Genomic DNA, 17,941 nt, shown 5'->3' with positions numbered 1-17,941 from the left:
AAGTCTCGCATCCCCCGTCCGGACCGCGTCCGGCGACCCGGCGCGTCGGCCGCCAGCCGCCAGCCACCAGCGGTCAGCCGTCAGCGGTCAGCCGTCAGCCGTCAGCCGTCAGCGGTCAGCCGTCAGCGGTCAGCGGTCAGCGGTCAGCCGTCAGCGGTCAGCGGTCAGCGGTCAGCGGTCAGCCCGAAGATGCCAGGGCGGCGACGCGCCGGCGCCCGCCGGGCTCAGCGGCCCGCCTCGTCCTCCACCGTGCGGTCGCGTCCCGCCAGGACGCCCACCACGATCTGCGGCACCATCAGCGCGCTCATCAGCGCGATCGGCAACCCCCAGCCGCCGCTGTGCTGGTAGAGCACGCCCACCAGGAGCGGCCCCGGGATGGAGATCAGGTAGCCGGTGCTCTGCGCGAAGGCGGACAGCTGGGCGACGCCCGCGCCGGTCCTGGCCCGCATGCCGACCATGGTCAGCGCGAGCGGGAAGGCACAGTTGGAGATGCCGAGCAGCAGGGCCCAGACCCAGGCGCCGCCGACCGGGGCGAAGTACAGACCGGCGTATCCGGCGAGGCCGCACACGCCCAGGACCAGCACGATCGGGCCCTGGTGGGGCAGGCGGGTCGCCACGCGCGGGATGACGAAGGCGAGCGGCACGCCCATCACCATGATCACGGCGAGCAGGAGTCCGGCGGTCCCGGCGGAGACGCCCGAGTCGCGGAAGATCTGCGCCATCCACCCCATCGTGATGTAGGCGGCGGTGGCCTGGAGTCCGAAGAAGACGGCGAGCGCCCAGGCCGTACGGCTGCGGGTGATCCGCAGCGGGGGCTGTTCCCCGGGCTTCTCGGCGGACGGCCCGTTCTCCGGCCGCGGCGCGGCGGCGGGCCCCGGCGTCCTGCGGTCCCGAACGAAGGGCAGCCACGGGACCACGGCGAGCGCCGGCAGTACGGCCCAGACGGCGAGACCGGGCTGCCAGTGGCCGCCCAGCGCGTTGGTCACGGGCACCGTCGCCGCGGCGGCGGTGGAGGTGCCGAGGGCCAGTGCCATCGAGTACAGGCCGGTCATGGAACCGACGCGGTCGGGGAAGTAGCGCTTGACGATGACCGGCATCAGGACGTTGCTGACCGCGATGCCCATCAGCGCCAGGGCGGTGGCCGCGAGGAAGCCGCCCGTGCCGCCGGCGTACGGGCGTATCAGCAGGCCGGCGGCGATGGCGGCCATGCCGGCGCAGACCACGGCGCCGGGCCCGAAGCGGCGGGCCAGCCGGGGCGCGGTGACCCCGAAGACGGCGAAGCAGAGCGGCGGCACGGAGGTGAGCAGTCCCGCGATGCTGCCGCTCATGCCGAGCCCGTCGCGGACCTCTTCCAGGAGGGCGCCCAGGCTGGTGATGGCGGGGCGCAGGTTCAGCGCCGCCAGGACGATGCCGACGACGAGCAGCCGGGTCGTCCACGCCGTCCACGCGCGCGTGGCGGGTGCCTCGCCGGGCACCGCGCGCACACCGCTCTCCGGGTGCCGCTCGGCACGCGCCTGCGTACGCGTCTCCGTACGTGTCTCCGTCCGCGCTTCGTCACTAGCCATGAGGCCCATCATAGAATCATGGGATGATTGGTTGTCCACTCGCTCGTCCACCCGTGTGCGAAGGTGAGCCATGCCACTGAGCCATCCCCGTCGTTCGGCCCTGTCCGAGCAGGTCATCGCGGCGCTGCGGCAGCAGATCGCCTCGGGCGAGTGGCCGGTCGGCTCCCGCATCCCCACGGAGCCCGAACTGGTCGAGCAGCTAGGCGTCGCCCGGAACACGGTCCGTGAGGCGGTCCGCGCGCTCGCGCACAACGGGCTGCTGGACATCCGCCAGGGCTCGGGCACCTACGTCGTGGCGACCAGCGAGCTGGCCGGCGTCATGCAGCGCCGCTTCGCCGGCGCCGAGCCCCGGCACATCGCCGAGCTGCGTTCCACGCTGGAGTCGGCCGCCGCGCGCCTGGCCGCCGAGCGGCGCACGGAGAAGGACCTCAAGCAGATCGACGCCCTGCTGCTGCGCCGGGAGGAGGCCTGGGAGTCGGGTGAGGCGGAGGCGTTCGTGGCGGCGGACGCCACGTTCCACCTGGCGGTCGTGGCCGCCTCGCACAACGACGTGCTGACCGCGATGTACGCGGACCTGAGCGAGGTCCTGCGGGACTGGCTGCGGGGCGACGTGGGCGAGGGCATGTCCCCGGCGACGCACATGGACCACGGCCGGCTGGTGGACGCGATCCGCGCGGGCGACGCGGCGACGGCGGCGGAGGAGGCCGCGGCCTATCCGTTCGTGTGCCGTCCGGGGCTGCTCAGTCCGCCCTCGGACGGCTGACCGCACCCGGCCGCACCCGGCGCAGGCGCGTCGCCGGGCGCCGCTGCGGCCCCGCGACGACGCGAGGGCCCGCGCCCCGTGCGGGACGCGGGCCCTCGGCGAGCTGTCCGGTCAGGCGCCGATGGCGTGCAGACCGCCGTCGACGTGGACGATCTCGCCCGTGGTCTTCGGGAACCAGTCGCTCAGCAGCGCGACGATGCCGCGGCCGGCCGGCTCCGGGTCCTTCAGGTCCCACTCCAGCGGGGAACGGCTGTCCCACACGGAGGCCAGGTCCGCGAAGCCCGGGATGGACTTGGCGGCCATCGAACCGATCGGGCCCGCCGAGACCAGGTTGCAGCGGATGTTCTGCTTGCCCAGGTCACGGGCCATGTAGCGGCTGGTGGCCTCCAGCGCGGCCTTGGCCGGGCCCATCCAGTCGTACTGGGGCCAGGCGTACTGCGCGTCGAAGGTGAGGCCGACGACCGAGCCGCCGTTCTGCATCAGCGGCAGGCAGGCCATCGTCAGCGACTTCAGCGAGTACGCCGAGACGTGCATGGCCGTGGCCACCGACTCGAACGGCGTGTTCAGGAAGTTGCCGCCGAGCGCGTCCTGGGGGGCGAAGCCGATGGAGTGCACGACGCCGTCGAGGCCGCCCAGTTCCTCGCCCACGACGTCGGCGAGCCGGGCGAGGTGCTCGTCGTTGGTGACGTCCAGCTCGATGACCTTGGTGGGCTTGGGCAGCTTCTTGGCGATGCGCTCGGTCAGGGTGGGCCGCGGGAACGCGGTCAGGATGATCTCGGCACCCTGCTCCTGGGCCAGCTTCGCGGCGTGGAAGGCGATGGAGGACTCCATCAGCACACCGGTGATCAGGACGCGCTTGCCCTCGAGAATTCCGCTCATGGTGATCAGTGACCCATTCCCAGTCCGCCGTCAACGGGGATGACGGCTCCAGTGATGTACGAAGCGTCGTCCGAGGCGAGGAACCGCACCGTCGCGGCGATCTCCTCCGGCCGCGCGTACCGCCCCAGCGGCACCTGCGACACGATCTTCGCCCGCTGCTCGTCGGTGAGCACCTTGGTCATGTCGGTGTCGACGAAGCCGGGCGCGACGACGTTGAAGGTGATGTTGCGCGACCCCAGCTCACGGGCGAGGGAGCGCGCGAAGCCGACCAGGCCGGCCTTGGAGGCGGCGTAGTTCGCCTGCCCCGCGGAGCCGAGCAGCCCGACCACCGACGAGATGAGGACGACGCGGCCCTTCTTGGCGCGCAGCATCGCGCGGTTGGCGCGCTTGACGACGCGGAAGGTGCCGGTGAGGTTGGTCTCGACGACGGAGGTGAAGTCCTCCTCCGACATGCGCATCAGGAGCTGGTCCTTGGTGACGCCGGCGTTGGCGATCAGGACCTCGACGGGACCGTGGGTCTCCTCGATCTCCTTGTAGGCCTGCTCCACCTGCTCGCTGTCGGTGATGTCGCACTTGACGGCCAGGAAACCCTCCGGCGGCTCCCCCGAGCGGTACGTGATCGCGACCTTGTCGCCGGCGTCGGCGAAAGCGCGGGCGATGGCGAGGCCGATGCCCCGGTTTCCTCCGGTGACGAGAACCGAGCGGCTCAACGGATCACCCTTTCCCTAACGGTCGTCCCGCCCACCCGGGCACCCGTACGGCGGACGGGGACGGCAGGCGGCTTCCTCGAAAACCTATCGGTCCCCGGCCTCCCCCAGAGACTCGGGCACCCACAGTGGCTTACGGGGCTGTCTGTGGGGTCCCTACAGAACCGGTCCGGGGCGCGGCGGGAAAGGTGTGGTCGCCGGACCGCCGACGCGACATGATGCGGCCCAGCCCCCGGTGTCGCGGCAGACGACCGGTCCCGTCGACAGAAAGAGACGCAGGTGCCCCACCGCATCGACGAAGCCTTCACGGCACTCCCCCTACGCGCCCTCGCCGACGCCGCGCTCGCCCGTGCGCGTGCCCTCGGCGCGGAGCACGCCGACTTCCGCCTGGAGCGGGTGCGCAGCGCCTCCTGGCGGCTCAGGGACGCCAGGCCCGCCGGGTCCTCGGACACCACCGACCTCGGGTACGCGGTGCGGGTGGTGCACGGCGGTACGTGGGGCTTCGCGTCCGGTGTGGACCTCACCCTGGACGCCGCCGCCAGGGTCGCCTCGCAGGCGGTGGCGATGGCGAAGCTGTCGGCGCGGGTGATCCGGGCGGCGGGGTCCGACGAGCGGGTGGAACTCGCGGACGAGCCGGTGCACGCCGACAGGACCTGGGTCTCGGCGTACGACATCGACCCCTTCGGCGTGTCCGGCGAGGAGAAGTCGGCGCTGCTGGCCGACTGGAGCGCGCGGCTGCTGGCGGCGAACGGGGTCGACCACGTGGACGCCTCGCTGCTCACCGTGCACGAGAACAAGTTCTACGCCGACACGGCCGGGACCGTGACCACGCAGCAGCGGGTGCGGCTGCACCCGGTGCTGACCGCGGTCTCCGTGGACGACTCCAGCGGCGAGTTCGACTCCATGCGCACGCTGGCGCCGCCGGCGGGGCGCGGCTGGGAGTACCTGACCGGGACCGGCTGGGACTGGGACGCGGAGCTGGCCGAGATGCCGGAGCTGCTGGCCGAGAAGATGCGGGCGCCGAGTGTCGAGGCGGGGCCGTACGACCTGGTCGTCGACCCGTCGAACCTGTGGCTGACCATCCACGAGTCCATCGGCCACGCCACCGAGCTGGACCGCGCCCTCGGCTACGAGGCGGCCTACGCCGGCACCTCCTTCGCCACCTTCGACCAGCTCGGCAAGCTGCGCTACGGCTCGGAGCTGATGAACGTCACGGGCGACCGCACCGCCGAGCACGGGCTGGCGACGGTCGGGTACGACGACGAGGGGGTGGCGGGCCAGTCCTGGGACCTGGTGAAGGACGGCACGCTGGTGGGCTACCAACTGGACCGGCGGATCGCGAGGCTCACCGGGTTCGAGCGGTCCAACGGGTGCGCCTACGCCGACTCCCCCGCCCACGTGCCGGTGCAGCGCATGGCCAACGTGTCGCTGCGGCCGGACCCGGGCGGGCTGTCGACCGAGGATCTGATCGGGGGCGTCGACCGCGGGATCTACGTCGTCGGGGACCGGTCCTGGTCCATCGACATGCAGCGCTACAACTTCCAGTTCACCGGTCAGCGGTTCTTCCGGATCGAGAACGGGCGGCTCGCCGGGCAGTTGCGGGACGTGGCGTACCAGGCGACGACCACCGACTTCTGGGGGTCCATGGCGGCCGTCGGCGGTCCGCAGACGTATGTCCTGGGCGGCGCCTTCAACTGCGGCAAGGCCCAGCCGGGCCAGGTCGCGGCCGTGTCGCACGGCTGCCCGTCCGCCCTCTTCAAGGGAGTCACCATTCTCAACACGACGCAGGAGGCCGGTCGATGAGCGTCCGCAGCAACAAGCCGCACGAGGTCGTCGAGCGGGCGCTGGAGCTGTCCCGGGCGGACGGGTGCGTGGTCATCGCCGACGAGGAGTCCACCGCCAACCTGCGCTGGGCGGGCAACGCGCTCACCACCAACGGCGTCACGCGCGGGCGCACGCTGACGGTCGTCGCCACCGTCGACGGGCAGCAGGGCACGGCGTCCGGGGTCGTCTCCCGCTCGGCGGTGACCCTGGACGAGCTGGAGCCCCTGGTGCGCGCCGCGGAGGCCGCCGCGCGGGGTGCCGGTCCCGCCGAGGACGCGCAGCCGCTGGTCACCGGCGGGGCGGTGGCGCCGGACTTCACCGACGCGCCCGCCGAGACCTCGTCGGCGGTGTTCGACGACTTCGCGCCGGCGCTCGGGGAGGCGTTCGCACGCGCGCGTGCGGGCGGACGGGAGCTGTACGGGTTCGCGAACCACGAGATGACCTCGACGTACGTCGGCACGTCGACGGGGCTCAGGCTGCGGCACGACCAGCCGAACGGGACGCTGGAGCTGAACGCCAAGTCGCCGGACCGGACCCGGTCGGCGTGGGCGGGGCGGGCCACGCGGGACTTCAGGGACGTCGACCCGGCGGCGCTCGACGCCGAGCTGGCCGTACGGCTCGGCTGGGCCGGGCGGCGGGTGGAGCTGCCCGTCGGGCGGTACGAGACGCTGCTGCCGCCCACGGCGGTCGCGGACCTGCTGATCTACCAGTACTGGTCGGCTTCCGGGCGGGACGCGGTCGAGGGGCGCACGGTGTTCTCCAAGCCCGGCGGCACCCGGCTCGGCGAGCGGCTCGGCGCGCTGCCGCTGACCCTGCGCAGTGATCCGCACGAGCCGGGCCTGGAGAGCGCGCCGTTCGTGGTCGCGCACTCCTCGGGCGGCGACCAGTCGGTGTTCGACAACGGACTGCCGGTGTCGGCGACCGACTGGATCCGGAAGGGCGAGCTGCACCGGCTGACGACCACCCGGCACAGCGCGGGTCTGACGGGCCTGCCGGTGGCGCCCGCGATCGGCAACCTGGTCCTGGACGGCGGCGACCCGGGTCTGTCCCTGGAGAAGATGGTCGCGGGCACGGAGCGCGGGCTGCTGCTGACCTGCCTGTGGTACATCCGGGAGGTCGACCCGGCGACGCTGCTGCTGACCGGGCTGACCCGGGACGGCGTCTACCTCGTCGAGCACGGCGAGGTCGTCGGCGAGGTGAACAACTTCCGGTTCAACGAGTCGCCGGTGGACCTGCTGGGGCGGGCCTCGCAGGCGGGGCGCACGGAGAAGACGCTGCCCAGGGAGTGGGGCGACTGGTTCACCAGGGCCGCGATGCCGGCGCTGCGGGTCCCCGACTTCAACATGAGCTCTGTCAGTCAGGGCGTATAACCTCGTAGGCGGCCGTCACCCGACTGCCCGAAGATCAGCAAGCACGCATGAGCACGTAGGAGACACGAGAACCGTGACGGACATCGTCGACGAGCTGAAGTGGCGCGGGCTGTTCGCCCAGTCCACCGACGAGGACGCTTTGCGCAAGGCGCTCGCGGACGGTCCCGTCACGTTCTATTGCGGTTTCGACCCGACCGCGCCGTCCCTGCACGTGGGGCACCTGGTGCAGGTGCTCACCGTGCGCCGGCTCCAGCAGGCCGGTCACCGGCCGCTGGCGCTGGTCGGCGGGGCCACGGGCCAGATCGGCGACCCCCGCCCGACCGCGGAACGCACGCTGAACTCGCCGGAGACCGTCGCGGGCTGGGTGCGGCGGCTGCGCGGTCAGATCGAGCCGTTCCTGTCCTTCGAGGGCGAGAACGCCGCGGTCATGGTCAACAACCTCGACTGGACCGAGGGCCTGTCGGCGATCGAGTTCCTGCGGGACATCGGCAAGCACTTCCGGGTCAACAAGATGCTGACCAAGGACTCCGTCGCCCGCCGCCTGGAGTCCTCCGAGGGCATCAGCTACACGGAGTTCAGCTACCAGCTCCTCCAGGCGATGGACTTCCTCCAGCTCTACCGGAGGTACGGCTGCACGATGCAGCAGGGCGGCAGCGACCAGTGGGGCAACCTCACGGCCGGTCTCGACCTGCTGCACCGCCTGGAGCCGGACGCCGCCGTCCACGCCTACGCGACGCCGCTGATGACCAAGGCGGACGGCACCAAGTTCGGCAAGACCGAGGGCGGCGCCGTCTGGCTCGACCCGGAGATGACCACGCCGTACGCGTTCTACCAGTTCTGGCTGAACGTGGACGACCGGGACATCTCGACGTACATGCGGATCCTGTCCTTCCGCTCCCGCGAGGAGTTGGAGGAGCTGGAGCGGCAGACCGAGGAGCGTCCGCAGGCCCGGGCAGCGCAGCGGGCGCTGGCCGAGGAACTGACGACGCTGGTGCACGGCGCCGGCCAGACGGCCGCCGTGATCGCCGCGTCCAAGGCCCTCTTCGGCCAGGGTGACCTGGCGGAGCTGGACGAGGCGACGCTGGCCGCGGCGCTCTCCGAGCTGCCGCACGTCCGGGTCGCCGAGCCGGCCCCGGTCGTGGACCTGCTCGCCGAGGTCGGCCTGGTGGCCAGCAAGTCCGCCGCGCGCCGCACGGTGAAGGAGGGCGGCGCGTACGTGAACAACGCCAAGGTCACCGCCGAGGACGCGGTCCCCGCCGAGGGGGACCTGCTGCACGGGCGCTGGCTGGTGCTGCGCCGCGGCAAGAAGAACCTGGCCGCGGTGGAGGTCACGGGCGCCTGAGCCGGCGCGTGTGTGGCGCGTGTGTGAGGGGCGGCCCGGCAGTCGTGCGACTGCCGGGCCGCCCCTTCGCCCGTACCGGTGGCCAGTGCCGGCAAGCGGTACCGTCAGGCCCGTTCGCGTCGCCTCCTGCCGCGCATCGAGGTGTAGGCCGCGTCGCCCAGGCCGACCACGATGATCGCCGCGACTAGCTGGAACAGGTGCCGCCACCAGTCGATGCCGGGCGTCGCCGCCACGCCGGCCGCGCGGGCGACGGCGTTGCCGATGATCGCGCCGATCATGCCGCAGATCGTGGTGAGCCACAGCGGCATGTGCTGCTTGCCGGGGATGATCGCCTTGGCGATCAGTCCGAGCACGAATCCCACGATGATCGCCCACAACCAGCCCATGGCTGCCTCCTCGTCCGGCTCCACGCGAGCATTGCCACCAGTGTTCGGCCGTACCGCGTTCGGCGCATGCCGCATACGGCCGAACGGGGCACCGGTGCCTGCGCCGTACGGCGTACAGGACGCGGTCGAAGCGGGGTGCCCCGGTCTCGTGGGCGGCGCGGGCGCGGCGTAACGTGGTGAGTTGTCCGGGACCCGCGTCCCCGAGCGGCCGCGGACGAGAGCGGGGCGGGGAGTCCGATGCGGGCGGATGGTGGAACCAGATGCGGAAGCTGAGTACCGGTGGCAGTGCCGAGGTGTTCCGGATCACCGGGGCCCGCACGGGCCTCCAGGAGGACGTGCGCGGCCGGCAGCGCCGGTACGTCATCTCGATGGCGGTCCGTACCGCGTCCGTGATCCTCGCGGTCTGCCTGTGGAACGTGGAACGGCCGGTCGCGATCGCGGCCCTGGTCCTCGGGGCGGTGCTGCCGTACGTCGCGGTCGTGATCGCCAACGCCGGGCGCGAGAACGCGCCATCCTTGCCGTCGACGTTCGTGACGCCGCAGACCCCTCCGATGATCACGCCGCCCCGGGCCGGCAAGGGTGCTGCGGAACCCGTTCCGGAGGGCGCCACGGCCGACCCGGGGCCCGGCGCGGCAGGTGACGCGCCCGGCCGGTCGTGATCGCGGGCCCCTTTGCGGCGGCGTCGATTCCGCGCCAGACCGACGAACTGCTCAGATGAATTCGTGTTGTTCCGGGCTCCGCCAAGGGTGGGCCGTGACATACTTCGTACGCGCTCCGCATCCCCCGTCGGAGCGACGGACCGACGCCGGGCAGCTCCCCCCGTGGCTGCTCGGCGTCGCCATGTGCGGGGGCCTGTGAGATGAAACCGTGAGTGACGAAACCACCCCGATCTGCTCCGCCAAGGGCTGCCGCGCCGCCGCCGTGTGGGTGCTGGCCTGGAACAACCCGAAGCTCCACACCCCGGAGCGCCGCAAGACCTGGATCGCGTGCGACGAGCACCGGGAGTCCCTGTCCCAGTTCCTGGGGGTGCGGGGCTTCCTGAAGGACGTGGTCCTGCTCGCCGAGTGGGAGTCGCCCGAGCACTGACACGGCGCCTGTGCCGGGCCGCAGAAAAGCTCAGATGAACCACGTTGTTCCGATGCCGGGTACTCGGTGGCCCGTGGCATGCTTTCAGCGCCCGGCCACCATCGCCGAGCAACTCCAGGCCCCGGCAACGGAGTCCGCGGCAACAGGCCGCGCACGCGGGTGCCCAGGAGTGACGCACGTGGTTGATGGACGGAAGGGAAACGAGAAACGCTCGGCCCAGGCCGCACGGTCGTTCTTCATGGGGCTGCTGGGGCGTCTGGTCGGCGCCGCACTCAGCTCCTGGTGGAGCGACCGGCACGGCCTGTAGCCGGGCGCCGGATGTAACACCGTCGACCGTGCCAGCGGTCGCCCGGCCTGCCTTCTCGACAGACCGGGGCCCGGGGCCGCGCCTGCCAGGGTGCGGCCCCTGTGGTGTGCGGCAACTCTACGCGTGACGGGCTCGGGTCGGCTAGCCGCCGATCGCCGACATCGGGCGGTCCGGCTGCACGAACGCCGGGTCGTCCAGGCCCGCGCCCGCCTTCTTGCCCCACATGGCCAGGCGCCAGATGCGGGCGATCTCCTCGTCGGGGGCGCCGGAGCGCAGGGCCGCGCGCAGGTCGGTCTCCTCGGTGGCGAACAGGCAGGTGCGCACCTGTCCGTCGGCGGTCAGGCGGGTGCGGTCGCAGGCCGAGCAGAACGGGCGGGTGACCGAGGCGATGACCCCGACCCGGTGCGGGCCGCCGTCCACCAGCCAGCGCTCGGCGGGGGCCGAGCCGCGTGACCCGGCGTCCTCCGCGGTCAGCTCGAAGCGGGTGCGCAGGGAGGCCAGGATGTCCCCGGCGGTGATCATGCCCTCGCGCTTCCAGCCGTGCTGGGCGTCCAGGGGCATCTGCTCGATGAAGCGCAGTTCGTACTCGTGCTCGAGGGCCCAGGCGAGCAGGTCGGGGGCCTCGTCGTCGTTGAGCCCGGGCATCAGGACGCTGTTGACCTTGACCGGGGTCAGTCCGGCCTCGCGGGCGGCTTCGAGGCCCTCCAGGACGTCCTTGTGGCGGTTGCGCCGGGTGAGGGTCTTGAAGACGTCCGGGCGCAGGGTGTCCAGCGAGACGTTGACCCGGTCCAGGCCCGCGGCCTTCAGGGCTTCCGCCGTGCGCCTGAGGCCGATGCCGTTGGTGGTCAGGGACATCTGGGGGCGCGGGGTCAGGGCGGCGACGCGCTCGACGATGCCGACGAGGCCGGGGCGCAGCAGCGGCTCCCCGCCGGTGAAGCGGACCTCCTCGATGCCGAGGGAGGTGACCGCGACGTCGATCAGGCGGACGATCTCGTCGTCCGTGAGCAGGTCGGGCTTGGCGAGCCACTGGAGGCCCTCTTCGGGCATGCAGTAGGTGCAGCGCAGGTTGCAGCGGTCGGTGAGCGAGACCCTCAGGTCGGTGGCCACTCGGCCGTAGGTGTCGATGAGCACGTGGCCCCCTCCCTCGACGCGGATCGGCGGAGCACTTCTCTCCTCCGACACTGTCGAGCCTACGTGACGGGTCCGACATCGACAGCCGCCCGAACCCACGACGCGGGACGCGGCCGCGTCGTAGGGATCTACGAGCGGCCGCGTCCGTTCCGGCCGGGCGGCGCCGTCAGTGCGCGCCGGTGCCGGTCAGGGACCGGACCTCCAGCTCCGCGTACTTGGCCCTGTCGGGCTCCTCCTTCGACAGGACCGTGCCGAGCCAGCCCATCAGGAAGCCGAACGGGATGGAGATGAGGCCCGGGTTCTTCAGCGGGAACCAGGCGAAGTCGACGTCCGGGAACATCGCCGTCGGGTCGCCGGACACCACGGGCGAGAACAGCACCAGGCCGACGGCGACGATCAGGCCGCCGTAGATCGACCACAGGGCGCCCTGGGTGGTGAACCGCTTCCAGAACAGGCTGTAGAGGATGGTCGGCAGGTTGGCGGAGGCGGCGACCGCGAAGGCGAGCGCGACCAGGCCGGCCACGTTCAGGTCGCGGGCGAGGGCGCCGAGCGCGATCGAGACGATGCCGATAAAAACGGTCGCCCAGCGGGCCGCCCGCATCTCCTCCTTCTCGGTGGCCTGCCCCTTGCGGATGACGTTGGCGTAGATGTCGTGGGCGAAGGACGAGGACGAGGCGAGGGTGAGGCCCGCGACCACGGCGAGGATGGTCGCGAAGGCCACCGCCGAGATCGTGGCGAGCAGGATCGCGCCCCAGGCCGAGTCGACACCGCCCACGTGCAGCGCCAGCAGGGGCGCCGCCGTGTTGCCGGACGGGTTGGACGCGACGATCTCGTCCTTGCCGATGAGCGCCGCGGCGCCGAAGCCGAGGGCGATGGTCATCAGGTAGAAGGCGCCGATGATGCCGATCGCCCAGTTCACGGACTTACGGGCGGCCTTGGCGTTGGGCACCGTGTAGAAGCGGATCAGGATGTGCGGCAGGCCCGCGGTGCCGAGCACGAGGGCGATGCCCAGGGAGATGAAGTCGAGCTTGGTGGTGCCGCTCGCGCCGTACTGGAGGCCGGGCTCCAGGAAGGCGGAGCCGGCGCCGCTGTTCTCGGCGGCCTTGCCGAGCAGGTCGGAGATGTTGAAGTCGAACTTCAGCAGCACCAGGAAGGTGATCAGGATGGTGCCGCCGATCAGCAGCACGGCCTTGACCATCTGGACCCAGGTGGTGCCCTTCATGCCGCCGATGGTGACGTACACGATCATCAGGACGCCGACGAGGGCGACGATGAGCACCTTGCCGGCGTCGGAGGTGATGCCGAGCAGCAGCGAGACGAGGACGCCCGCGCCCGCCATCTGGGCCAGCAGGTAGAAGATCGACACGACGATCGTCGAGGTGCCGGCGGCGGTGCGCACGGGCCGCTGACGCATGCGGTACGCGAGGACGTCGCCCATCGTGTAGCGGCCGGAGTTCCTGAGCGGCTCGGCGACCAGCAGCAGGGCGACCAGCCAGGCCACCAGGAAGCCGATGGAGTACAGGAAGCCGTCGTAGCCGAACAGGGCGATGGCGCCGGCGATGCCGAGGAAGGACGCGGCCGACATGTAGTCGCCGGAGACGGCGAGGCCGTTCTGGAAGGCGCTGAACTGGCGGCCGCCCGCGTAGAAGTCGGCGGCGTCCTTGGTCTGGCGGCCCGCCCACACGGTGATGAACAGCGTGGCGACGACGAAGACCGAGAAGAGCGTGATGATCAGCGGCCGGTGCTCGCTCGCCTCGTTGGCGGCGAGTTCGGCGGCGAGTACGGACTGTGCGGGGCTCATGCGCCGCCCTCCATCCGGGACTTGATGGCCTCGGCCTTGGGGTCGAGCTTCGCGGCGGCGTGCCGCGAGTACCACCAGGCGATGAGGAACGTGGTGACGAACTGGGCGATGCCGAAGACGAACGCGACGTTGATGTTGCCGAAGAGCTTGGTGCCCATGAAGCCGCCGGCGTAGTTCGACAGCAGTACGTAGAGCAGGTACCAGGCGACGAAGGCGACGGTCAGCGGGAAGGCGAAGGAGCGGAAGGAGCGGCGCAGTTCGGCGAACTCGGCGCTCTGCTGCACTTCGGAGAACTCCTCGGCGGAGGGGAGTCGGTGCTCCTCTTGCGAGGGGGGCTCCTCTTTCGAGGGGGGCGGTGCGTCGGTGGCCACGGAGTCTCCTCGTACGACGGACATGACGGCTTGGACCTCGGTGTTCTCACAGGGGGCCGATGGTGCTCGGGCTCCCTGTCCAACGACACGGCGCCCCGGGGGGACCGGTTCAACACCCGTGGCACTTTCCGAAGTCACCCTCGGCGGGTCATTGCTGGCCAGCGACTTCGGGGATAGCTTCGCCCTGCACCACTACGTCATGTACCTGCCCGACCTGTCACCCGTGTCCGGGCAGGTGCCGTTTTGCCGATGATGTGGAGACCCCATGGATCATCTGCGTTCCCCGAGTGCTCCGCGCTCCAGACCCGGGCTCGCCCTCGCGGTGCCGGTCGCACCGGGCGGGCAGGGGTCGGACAGCACGGTGAGCGACGCCTCGCGGGCACCCCTGCGTGTCCCGCGGGCACCTCTGCCTCCCTGCCACGCACCGGCATCACGAGATTCCCGAGCTTTCCCGACGGACTGGAGACACCAAGCATGACCGCACCCCACCCGCGTCACCGTCGCGCCCTCGCGATCCCGGCCGGCCTGGCCGTGGCCGCGTCGCTGGCGCTCCTGCCGGGCGCGCCGGCCGCCGCGGTTCCCGCCGCGCAGGCCGCCCCCTCGGCGGCGGCCGACGGGGCCTCGATGAGCTACGTCGTCAACGTCTCCCCCGGGCACGGCCCTTCGGCCGCCGTGCGGCGCGCGATAGCCAAGGCGGGCGGCACGATCGTCACGTCGTACGACCGGATCGGCGTGGTCGTCGTCCACTCCGCCGACCCCGACTTCGCCAAGAGCGTCCGCAAGGCGCCCGGCGTGCAGTCGGCCGGTGCCACCCGCACCGCGCCGCTGCCCTCGGCCGCCACGACGGACACGGGCGCGCCGCAGGTGCTCAGCGGTGCGGAACTAGCCGCCGCCCAGGCCTCCTCCGCCAAGGCCGGGGACCAGGACCCGCTGGAGTCGCTGCAGTGGGACCTGCCCGCCATCAAGGCGGACAAGGCGCACGAGAAGTCGCTCGGCAGCAGCCGGGTGACCGTCGCCGTCCTGGACACCGGCGTCGACGACACGCACCCGGACCTCGCCCCGAACTTCGACCGCGAGGCGTCGGTGAACTGCGTCGCGGGCAAGCCGGACACCACCGAGGGCGCCTGGCGGCCGAGCGCCTCCGAGAGCCCGCACGGCACCCACGTCGCCGGGGAGATAGCCGCCGCCAAGAACGGCATCGGCATGACCGGCGTGGCGCCCGGGGTCAAGGTGTCCGGCATCAAGGTCGGCAACCCCGACGGCTTCTTCTACGCCGAGGCCGTGGTCTGCGGCTTCATGTGGGCGGCCGAGCACGGCGTCGACGTGACCAACAACAGCTATTACACCGACCCGTGGTACTTCAACTGCAAGGACGACCCGGACCAGAAGGCGCTCGTCGAGGCCGTCTCGCGGGCCACGCGGTACGCGGAGAAGAAGGGCGCGGTCAACGTCGCCGCGGCCGGCAACGAGAACTACGACCTCGCCTCCGACGAGATCACCGACCCGTCCTCGCCGAACGACACCACCCCCGGCGACCGGACCGTCGACCCGTCCAAGTGCCTGGACATCCCGACCCAGCTCCCGGGCGTCGTGACGGTCGCGGCGACCGGTGCGAAGGGCCTCAAGTCGTCCTTCTCCAACTACGGCCGGGGCGTCATCGACATCGCCGCGCCCGGCGGCGACTCGACGGCCTACCAGACGCCCGAGCCGCCCGCCACCAGCGGACTGATCCTGGGCACGCTGCCCGGCGGCAAGTGGGGCTACATGGCGGGTACGTCGATGGCCTCCCCGCACGTCGCGGGTGTCGCCGCCCTCATCAAGTCGACGCACCCGCACGCCTCCCCGGCGATGGTCAAGGCCCTGCTGTACGCCCAGGCCGACGCCACGGCGTGCACCAAGCCGTACGACATCGACGGCGACGGCAAGGTCGACGCCGTGTGCGAGGGCCCCAAGAACCGCAACGGCTTCTACGGCTGGGGCATGGCCGACGCGCTGGACGCGGTGACCTGGTAGCCGGTACGCGCGCGTGAACACACGCGCCTCTGGGCGAGGGGCGGCGGTCCGGATTCCACCGGGATCGCCGCCCCCGTCGTGCCGCGGTATCCCTGTCACGGACGACGTCCTCGGCGGCATCGCCCGGCCGGTCTCCTGGTGCGTGACCCGGCCCGAGCTGCGGCACGAGCGGGCCCGGGACGGGTGAACGCTGCCCGGACTTGCCCGGATCTGAGGACTTGGTGAAGATCCTGGGGTGACTTCGATACGCCCGCCGTCCCGTACCACCGGCACCGGACGCCACTCGCGGCCCTCCGGAACCGGCCGGACCGTGGCCGTACTCGTGCTCGTCGCGCTCGGCGCGCTGATACCCGTGCTCGGCCCCTCCCCCGCGCTGCACGGCACCGGGGAGGCCGAGGCTCCCGGCACCGGCGGCATCGCCCTGCTGCGCACGGTGCTGTTCGCCGCGCTGAGCGTCCCGCTCGGCGAACTCTTCGTGCACCGCCTGGCCCGCTCGCTGCCCGGCGCTCCCGGGGACCGGCCGCGCAGTTGGTCCCCGTACGCGGCCGCCGCCGGTTTCGTCGCCGCGCTGGGGCTGGCCTCGGTGGTGGCCACGGGGAACCTGGTGCCGGACTCCGCCGCCGACATCGACGTCGGCGGCCTGTACGCCTCCCGCGACGGCAAGCTCGCGCTCCTGGAGGTCAACGGGTTCCTCGCGGCCTGGCTGTGCGCGACCTCGCGCCGCCCCGGACTCCAGCTCTGGCCGCTGGCCGCCGTGATCGTCGCGGACGCGCTGCGCGCGCACCCCACGACCGAGTACAGCCCGCTGCTCGGCTCCGGTCTGACCCTCGTCCACCTGACGTGCGCCTCGCTGTGGGCGGGCGGCCTGCTGTACGCGCTGCGGGTGCTGCGGCGTTGGCGGGGCGCGGAGGCGGGGCCCGCCCTGCTGGGGCTCTACGCGCGCGTGGCGGCCGTTCTGCTGGCCGCCCTCACGGCGACCGGGGTGTGCAGTTCGCTGCGCCGGATGCCGGCGGGCACCATCCTGGAGCAGCTCACGGACACCGCGTACGGTCGTGTGCTGCTCGCCAAGGTGCTCCTGGTGGCCGCCGTCGCCGTGCTCGCCCTGTGGGCCAGGGTCCGGCTGGGCCGCGCCGCCGATCCGCTGTCCGCCTGCTCCCCCGCGCGCGCGGAGGTCGTCGCGCTGGGCGTGGTGGTGGCGGTCTCGGGGCTCCTGACGGCGCTTCCGGTGCCCATCCGCTGGTGAGTGCGCCCGCCGGGTGCCGCAACGCTCCCTTGGCGCCCGGAACTTGACGGCACGGGGCACCTGCGCGACCGGAGTGTCGGTCCCGGCCCGTATCCTCATTGACCATGCTCGAAGACCGTACGACCGCAGCGCCGTCCGCCACGGCGTGGCCGGCCGCGTATCCGCAGGGGTACGCGGTCGTCGACGTGGAGACCACCGGCCTGGCCCGCGACGACCGCATCATCTCGGCGGCCGTCTACCGCCTGGACGCCCGCGGCGAGGTCGAGGACCACTGGTACACCCTGGTCAATCCCGAGCGCGATCCCGGGCCGGTGTGGATACACGGCCTGACGAGCGACGTGCTGCGGGACGCGCCGCTCTTCCCGGACGTCGCCGAGGAGTTCGCGGCCCGGCTGGACGGGCGGGTCCTCGTCGCGCACAACGCGGTCTTCGACTGGCAGATGATCGCCCGCGAGTACGCGCGCGCGAGGCGCGAGGCGCCGGTGCGGCAACGGCTGTGCACCATCGCCCTGTCCAAGGCGCTCGACCTGCCGCTGCCCAACCACAAGCTGGAGTCGCTGGCCGCGCACTTCGGCGTCGTGCAGCGGCGGGCGCACCACGCGCTGGACGACGCGCGGGTGCTGGCGGAGGCGTTCCGGCCGAGCCTGCTGGCCGCGGCGGCGGGCGGTGTGCGGCTGCCCCTGCACGAATGCCGGCCGCTGACGGAGTGGACGGACCGTCCCGCGCCCCGGATCGGGCAGCAGGCGAGCTACGGAAGCCACCGGCCGAACAGTTGGCGCCCCTCCCGCAAAAGGCCCGCATGCCCCTATCCCAACCCGGGCCGGTACGAAGCGGGCAAAAAACTCAAGCAGGGCATGCGGGTCGCCTTCTCGGGCGACACGTCCGTCGAGCGGGACCTGCTGGAGGACCGTGCCGTCGAGGCGGGCCTGCACGTGGCGACCAGCCTGTCCCGGCTGACCAGCCTCCTGGTCACCAACGACCCGGACTCGGGCACCTCCAAGGTGGTCAAGGCCCGGCAGTTCGGCACGCCGGTGGTGGACGAGGCGGCGTTCGGGCAACTGCTGGCGGACGTCGAGCCCGCGGACGCCGCCTCCTGACGGGCGCGGCGCCGCGGAGCCGTACGGACGGGTGATTCCGGGCGACTCGCCCGGCG

General features: G+C 72.1%; 17 protein-coding genes. 10 read left to right on the top strand and 7 right to left on the bottom strand.

Features of this window, described 5'->3' with window-relative positions; translation table 11 throughout:
- Positions 1-224 precede the first annotated feature (224 nt).
- Positions 225-1,577: a CynX/NimT family MFS transporter gene (locus IG88_RS0129370; protein WP_031047687.1), complete on the bottom strand. Its 1,353-nt coding sequence runs from the start codon at positions 1,575-1,577 to the stop codon at positions 225-227.
- A gap of 58 nt (positions 1,578-1,635) precedes the next feature.
- Between IG88_RS0129370 and IG88_RS0129365 the strand changes: the two genes are divergently transcribed.
- Positions 1,636-2,328, top strand: a complete 693-nt coding sequence (locus IG88_RS0129365; RefSeq protein WP_031047684.1) for a FadR/GntR family transcriptional regulator — start codon at positions 1,636-1,638, stop codon at positions 2,326-2,328.
- Positions 2,329-2,439: 111 nt separating this feature from the next.
- Here the strand turns inward: IG88_RS0129365 and fabI are convergent, their stop codons facing one another.
- Together fabI and fabG are read right to left on the bottom strand one after the other, a co-directional pair.
- On the bottom strand, positions 2,440-3,207 hold the full coding sequence (gene fabI / locus IG88_RS0129360; RefSeq protein ID WP_031047682.1) for an enoyl-ACP reductase FabI: 768 nt from the start codon (positions 3,205-3,207) through the stop codon (positions 2,440-2,442).
- Between the two features lie 5 nt (positions 3,208-3,212).
- Complete coding sequence (fabG, locus tag IG88_RS0129355; RefSeq protein ID WP_031047679.1) at positions 3,213-3,917, bottom strand: 3-oxoacyl-[acyl-carrier-protein] reductase; 705 nt, start codon at positions 3,915-3,917, stop codon at positions 3,213-3,215.
- A 276-nt stretch (positions 3,918-4,193) separates the two neighbouring features.
- On the opposite strand from fabG, the gene IG88_RS0129350 reads away from it, so the two are divergent.
- The 3 genes from IG88_RS0129350 to tyrS all read left to right on the top strand — a co-directional run bounded on the left by IG88_RS0129350 (position 4,194) and on the right by tyrS (position 8,450).
- A complete protein-coding gene (locus tag IG88_RS0129350) occupies positions 4,194-5,717 on the top strand; it encodes a TldD/PmbA family protein (protein WP_031047677.1) in 1,524 nt (507 codons plus the stop codon).
- Positions 5,714-7,108 carry a metallopeptidase TldD-related protein gene (locus tag IG88_RS0129345; protein ID WP_031047675.1) on the top strand — a complete coding sequence of 465 codons (1,395 nt, stop codon included), beginning with the start codon at positions 5,714-5,716 and terminating at the stop codon, positions 7,106-7,108. The genes IG88_RS0129350 and IG88_RS0129345 overlap by 4 nt, the downstream gene beginning before the upstream one ends.
- A 73-nt stretch (positions 7,109-7,181) precedes the next feature.
- Positions 7,182-8,450 carry a tyrosine--tRNA ligase gene (gene tyrS / locus IG88_RS0129340; protein WP_031047671.1) on the top strand — a complete coding sequence of 423 codons (1,269 nt, stop codon included), beginning with the start codon at positions 7,182-7,184 and terminating at the stop codon, positions 8,448-8,450.
- Positions 8,451-8,554: 104 nt separating this feature from the next.
- Here tyrS and IG88_RS0129335 read toward each other — a convergent pair whose 3' ends face one another.
- Positions 8,555-8,836 carry a GlsB/YeaQ/YmgE family stress response membrane protein gene (locus tag IG88_RS0129335; RefSeq protein WP_030404475.1) on the bottom strand — a complete coding sequence of 94 codons (282 nt, stop codon included), beginning with the start codon at positions 8,834-8,836 and terminating at the stop codon, positions 8,555-8,557.
- A 260-nt stretch (positions 8,837-9,096) separates the two neighbouring features.
- On the opposite strand from IG88_RS0129335, the gene IG88_RS0129330 reads away from it, so the two are divergent.
- The 3 genes from IG88_RS0129330 to IG88_RS44995 all read left to right on the top strand — a co-directional run bounded on the left by IG88_RS0129330 (position 9,097) and on the right by IG88_RS44995 (position 10,229).
- On the top strand, positions 9,097-9,495 hold the full coding sequence (locus tag IG88_RS0129330) for a DUF3099 domain-containing protein (protein ID WP_031047669.1): 399 nt from the start codon (positions 9,097-9,099) through the stop codon (positions 9,493-9,495).
- 208 nt (positions 9,496-9,703) lie between these two features.
- Entirely contained in the window at positions 9,704-9,922 is a 219-nt protein-coding gene (locus tag IG88_RS0129325; protein ID WP_031047668.1) for a hypothetical protein, read from the top strand.
- Between the two features lie 178 nt (positions 9,923-10,100).
- Positions 10,101-10,229: a hypothetical protein gene (locus IG88_RS44995; protein ID WP_267884673.1), complete on the top strand. Its 129-nt coding sequence runs from the start codon at positions 10,101-10,103 to the stop codon at positions 10,227-10,229.
- 141 nt (positions 10,230-10,370) lie between these two features.
- On the opposite strand, the gene moaA is transcribed toward IG88_RS44995, so the two are convergent.
- The 3 genes from moaA to IG88_RS0129305 all read right to left on the bottom strand — a co-directional run bounded on the left by moaA (position 10,371) and on the right by IG88_RS0129305 (position 13,532).
- Positions 10,371-11,360, bottom strand: coding sequence for a GTP 3',8-cyclase MoaA (moaA, locus tag IG88_RS0129315; protein WP_031047665.1), 990 nt, complete (start codon positions 11,358-11,360; stop codon positions 10,371-10,373).
- 166 nt (positions 11,361-11,526) lie between these two features.
- Entirely contained in the window at positions 11,527-13,161 is a 1,635-nt protein-coding gene (locus IG88_RS0129310) for a cation acetate symporter (RefSeq protein WP_031047662.1), read from the bottom strand.
- The gene (locus IG88_RS0129305; RefSeq protein ID WP_031047659.1) at positions 13,158-13,532 is read right to left on the bottom strand and encodes a DUF485 domain-containing protein; all 375 of its coding nucleotides are present in this window, start codon (positions 13,530-13,532) and stop codon (positions 13,158-13,160) included. Before IG88_RS0129305 ends, IG88_RS0129310 begins: the two co-directional genes overlap by 4 nt.
- A 474-nt stretch (positions 13,533-14,006) precedes the next feature.
- Here IG88_RS0129305 and IG88_RS0129295 point away from each other — a divergent pair, with 474 nt between their 5' ends.
- The 3 genes from IG88_RS0129295 (at position 14,007) to IG88_RS0129285 (ending at position 17,885) form a co-directional block, all read left to right on the top strand.
- Entirely contained in the window at positions 14,007-15,545 is a 1,539-nt protein-coding gene (locus IG88_RS0129295; protein WP_031047656.1) for a S8 family peptidase, read from the top strand.
- Between the two features lie 235 nt (positions 15,546-15,780).
- Positions 15,781-16,788 (top strand): CopD family protein, encoded by a 1,008-nt coding sequence (locus IG88_RS0129290; RefSeq protein WP_031047654.1) that lies wholly within the window; start codon positions 15,781-15,783, stop codon positions 16,786-16,788.
- 104 nt (positions 16,789-16,892) lie between these two features.
- Complete coding sequence (locus IG88_RS0129285) at positions 16,893-17,885, top strand: DEDDh family exonuclease (protein WP_031047653.1); 993 nt, start codon at positions 16,893-16,895, stop codon at positions 17,883-17,885.
- Positions 17,886-17,941: the final 56 nt, after the last annotated feature.

This window comes from Streptomyces sp. NRRL F-5650, assembly GCF_000721365.1.
Taxonomy (GTDB): domain Bacteria; phylum Actinomycetota; class Actinomycetes; order Streptomycetales; family Streptomycetaceae; genus Streptomyces; species Streptomyces ardesiacus.
This window is presented reverse-complemented; position numbering and strand designations above follow the sequence as displayed.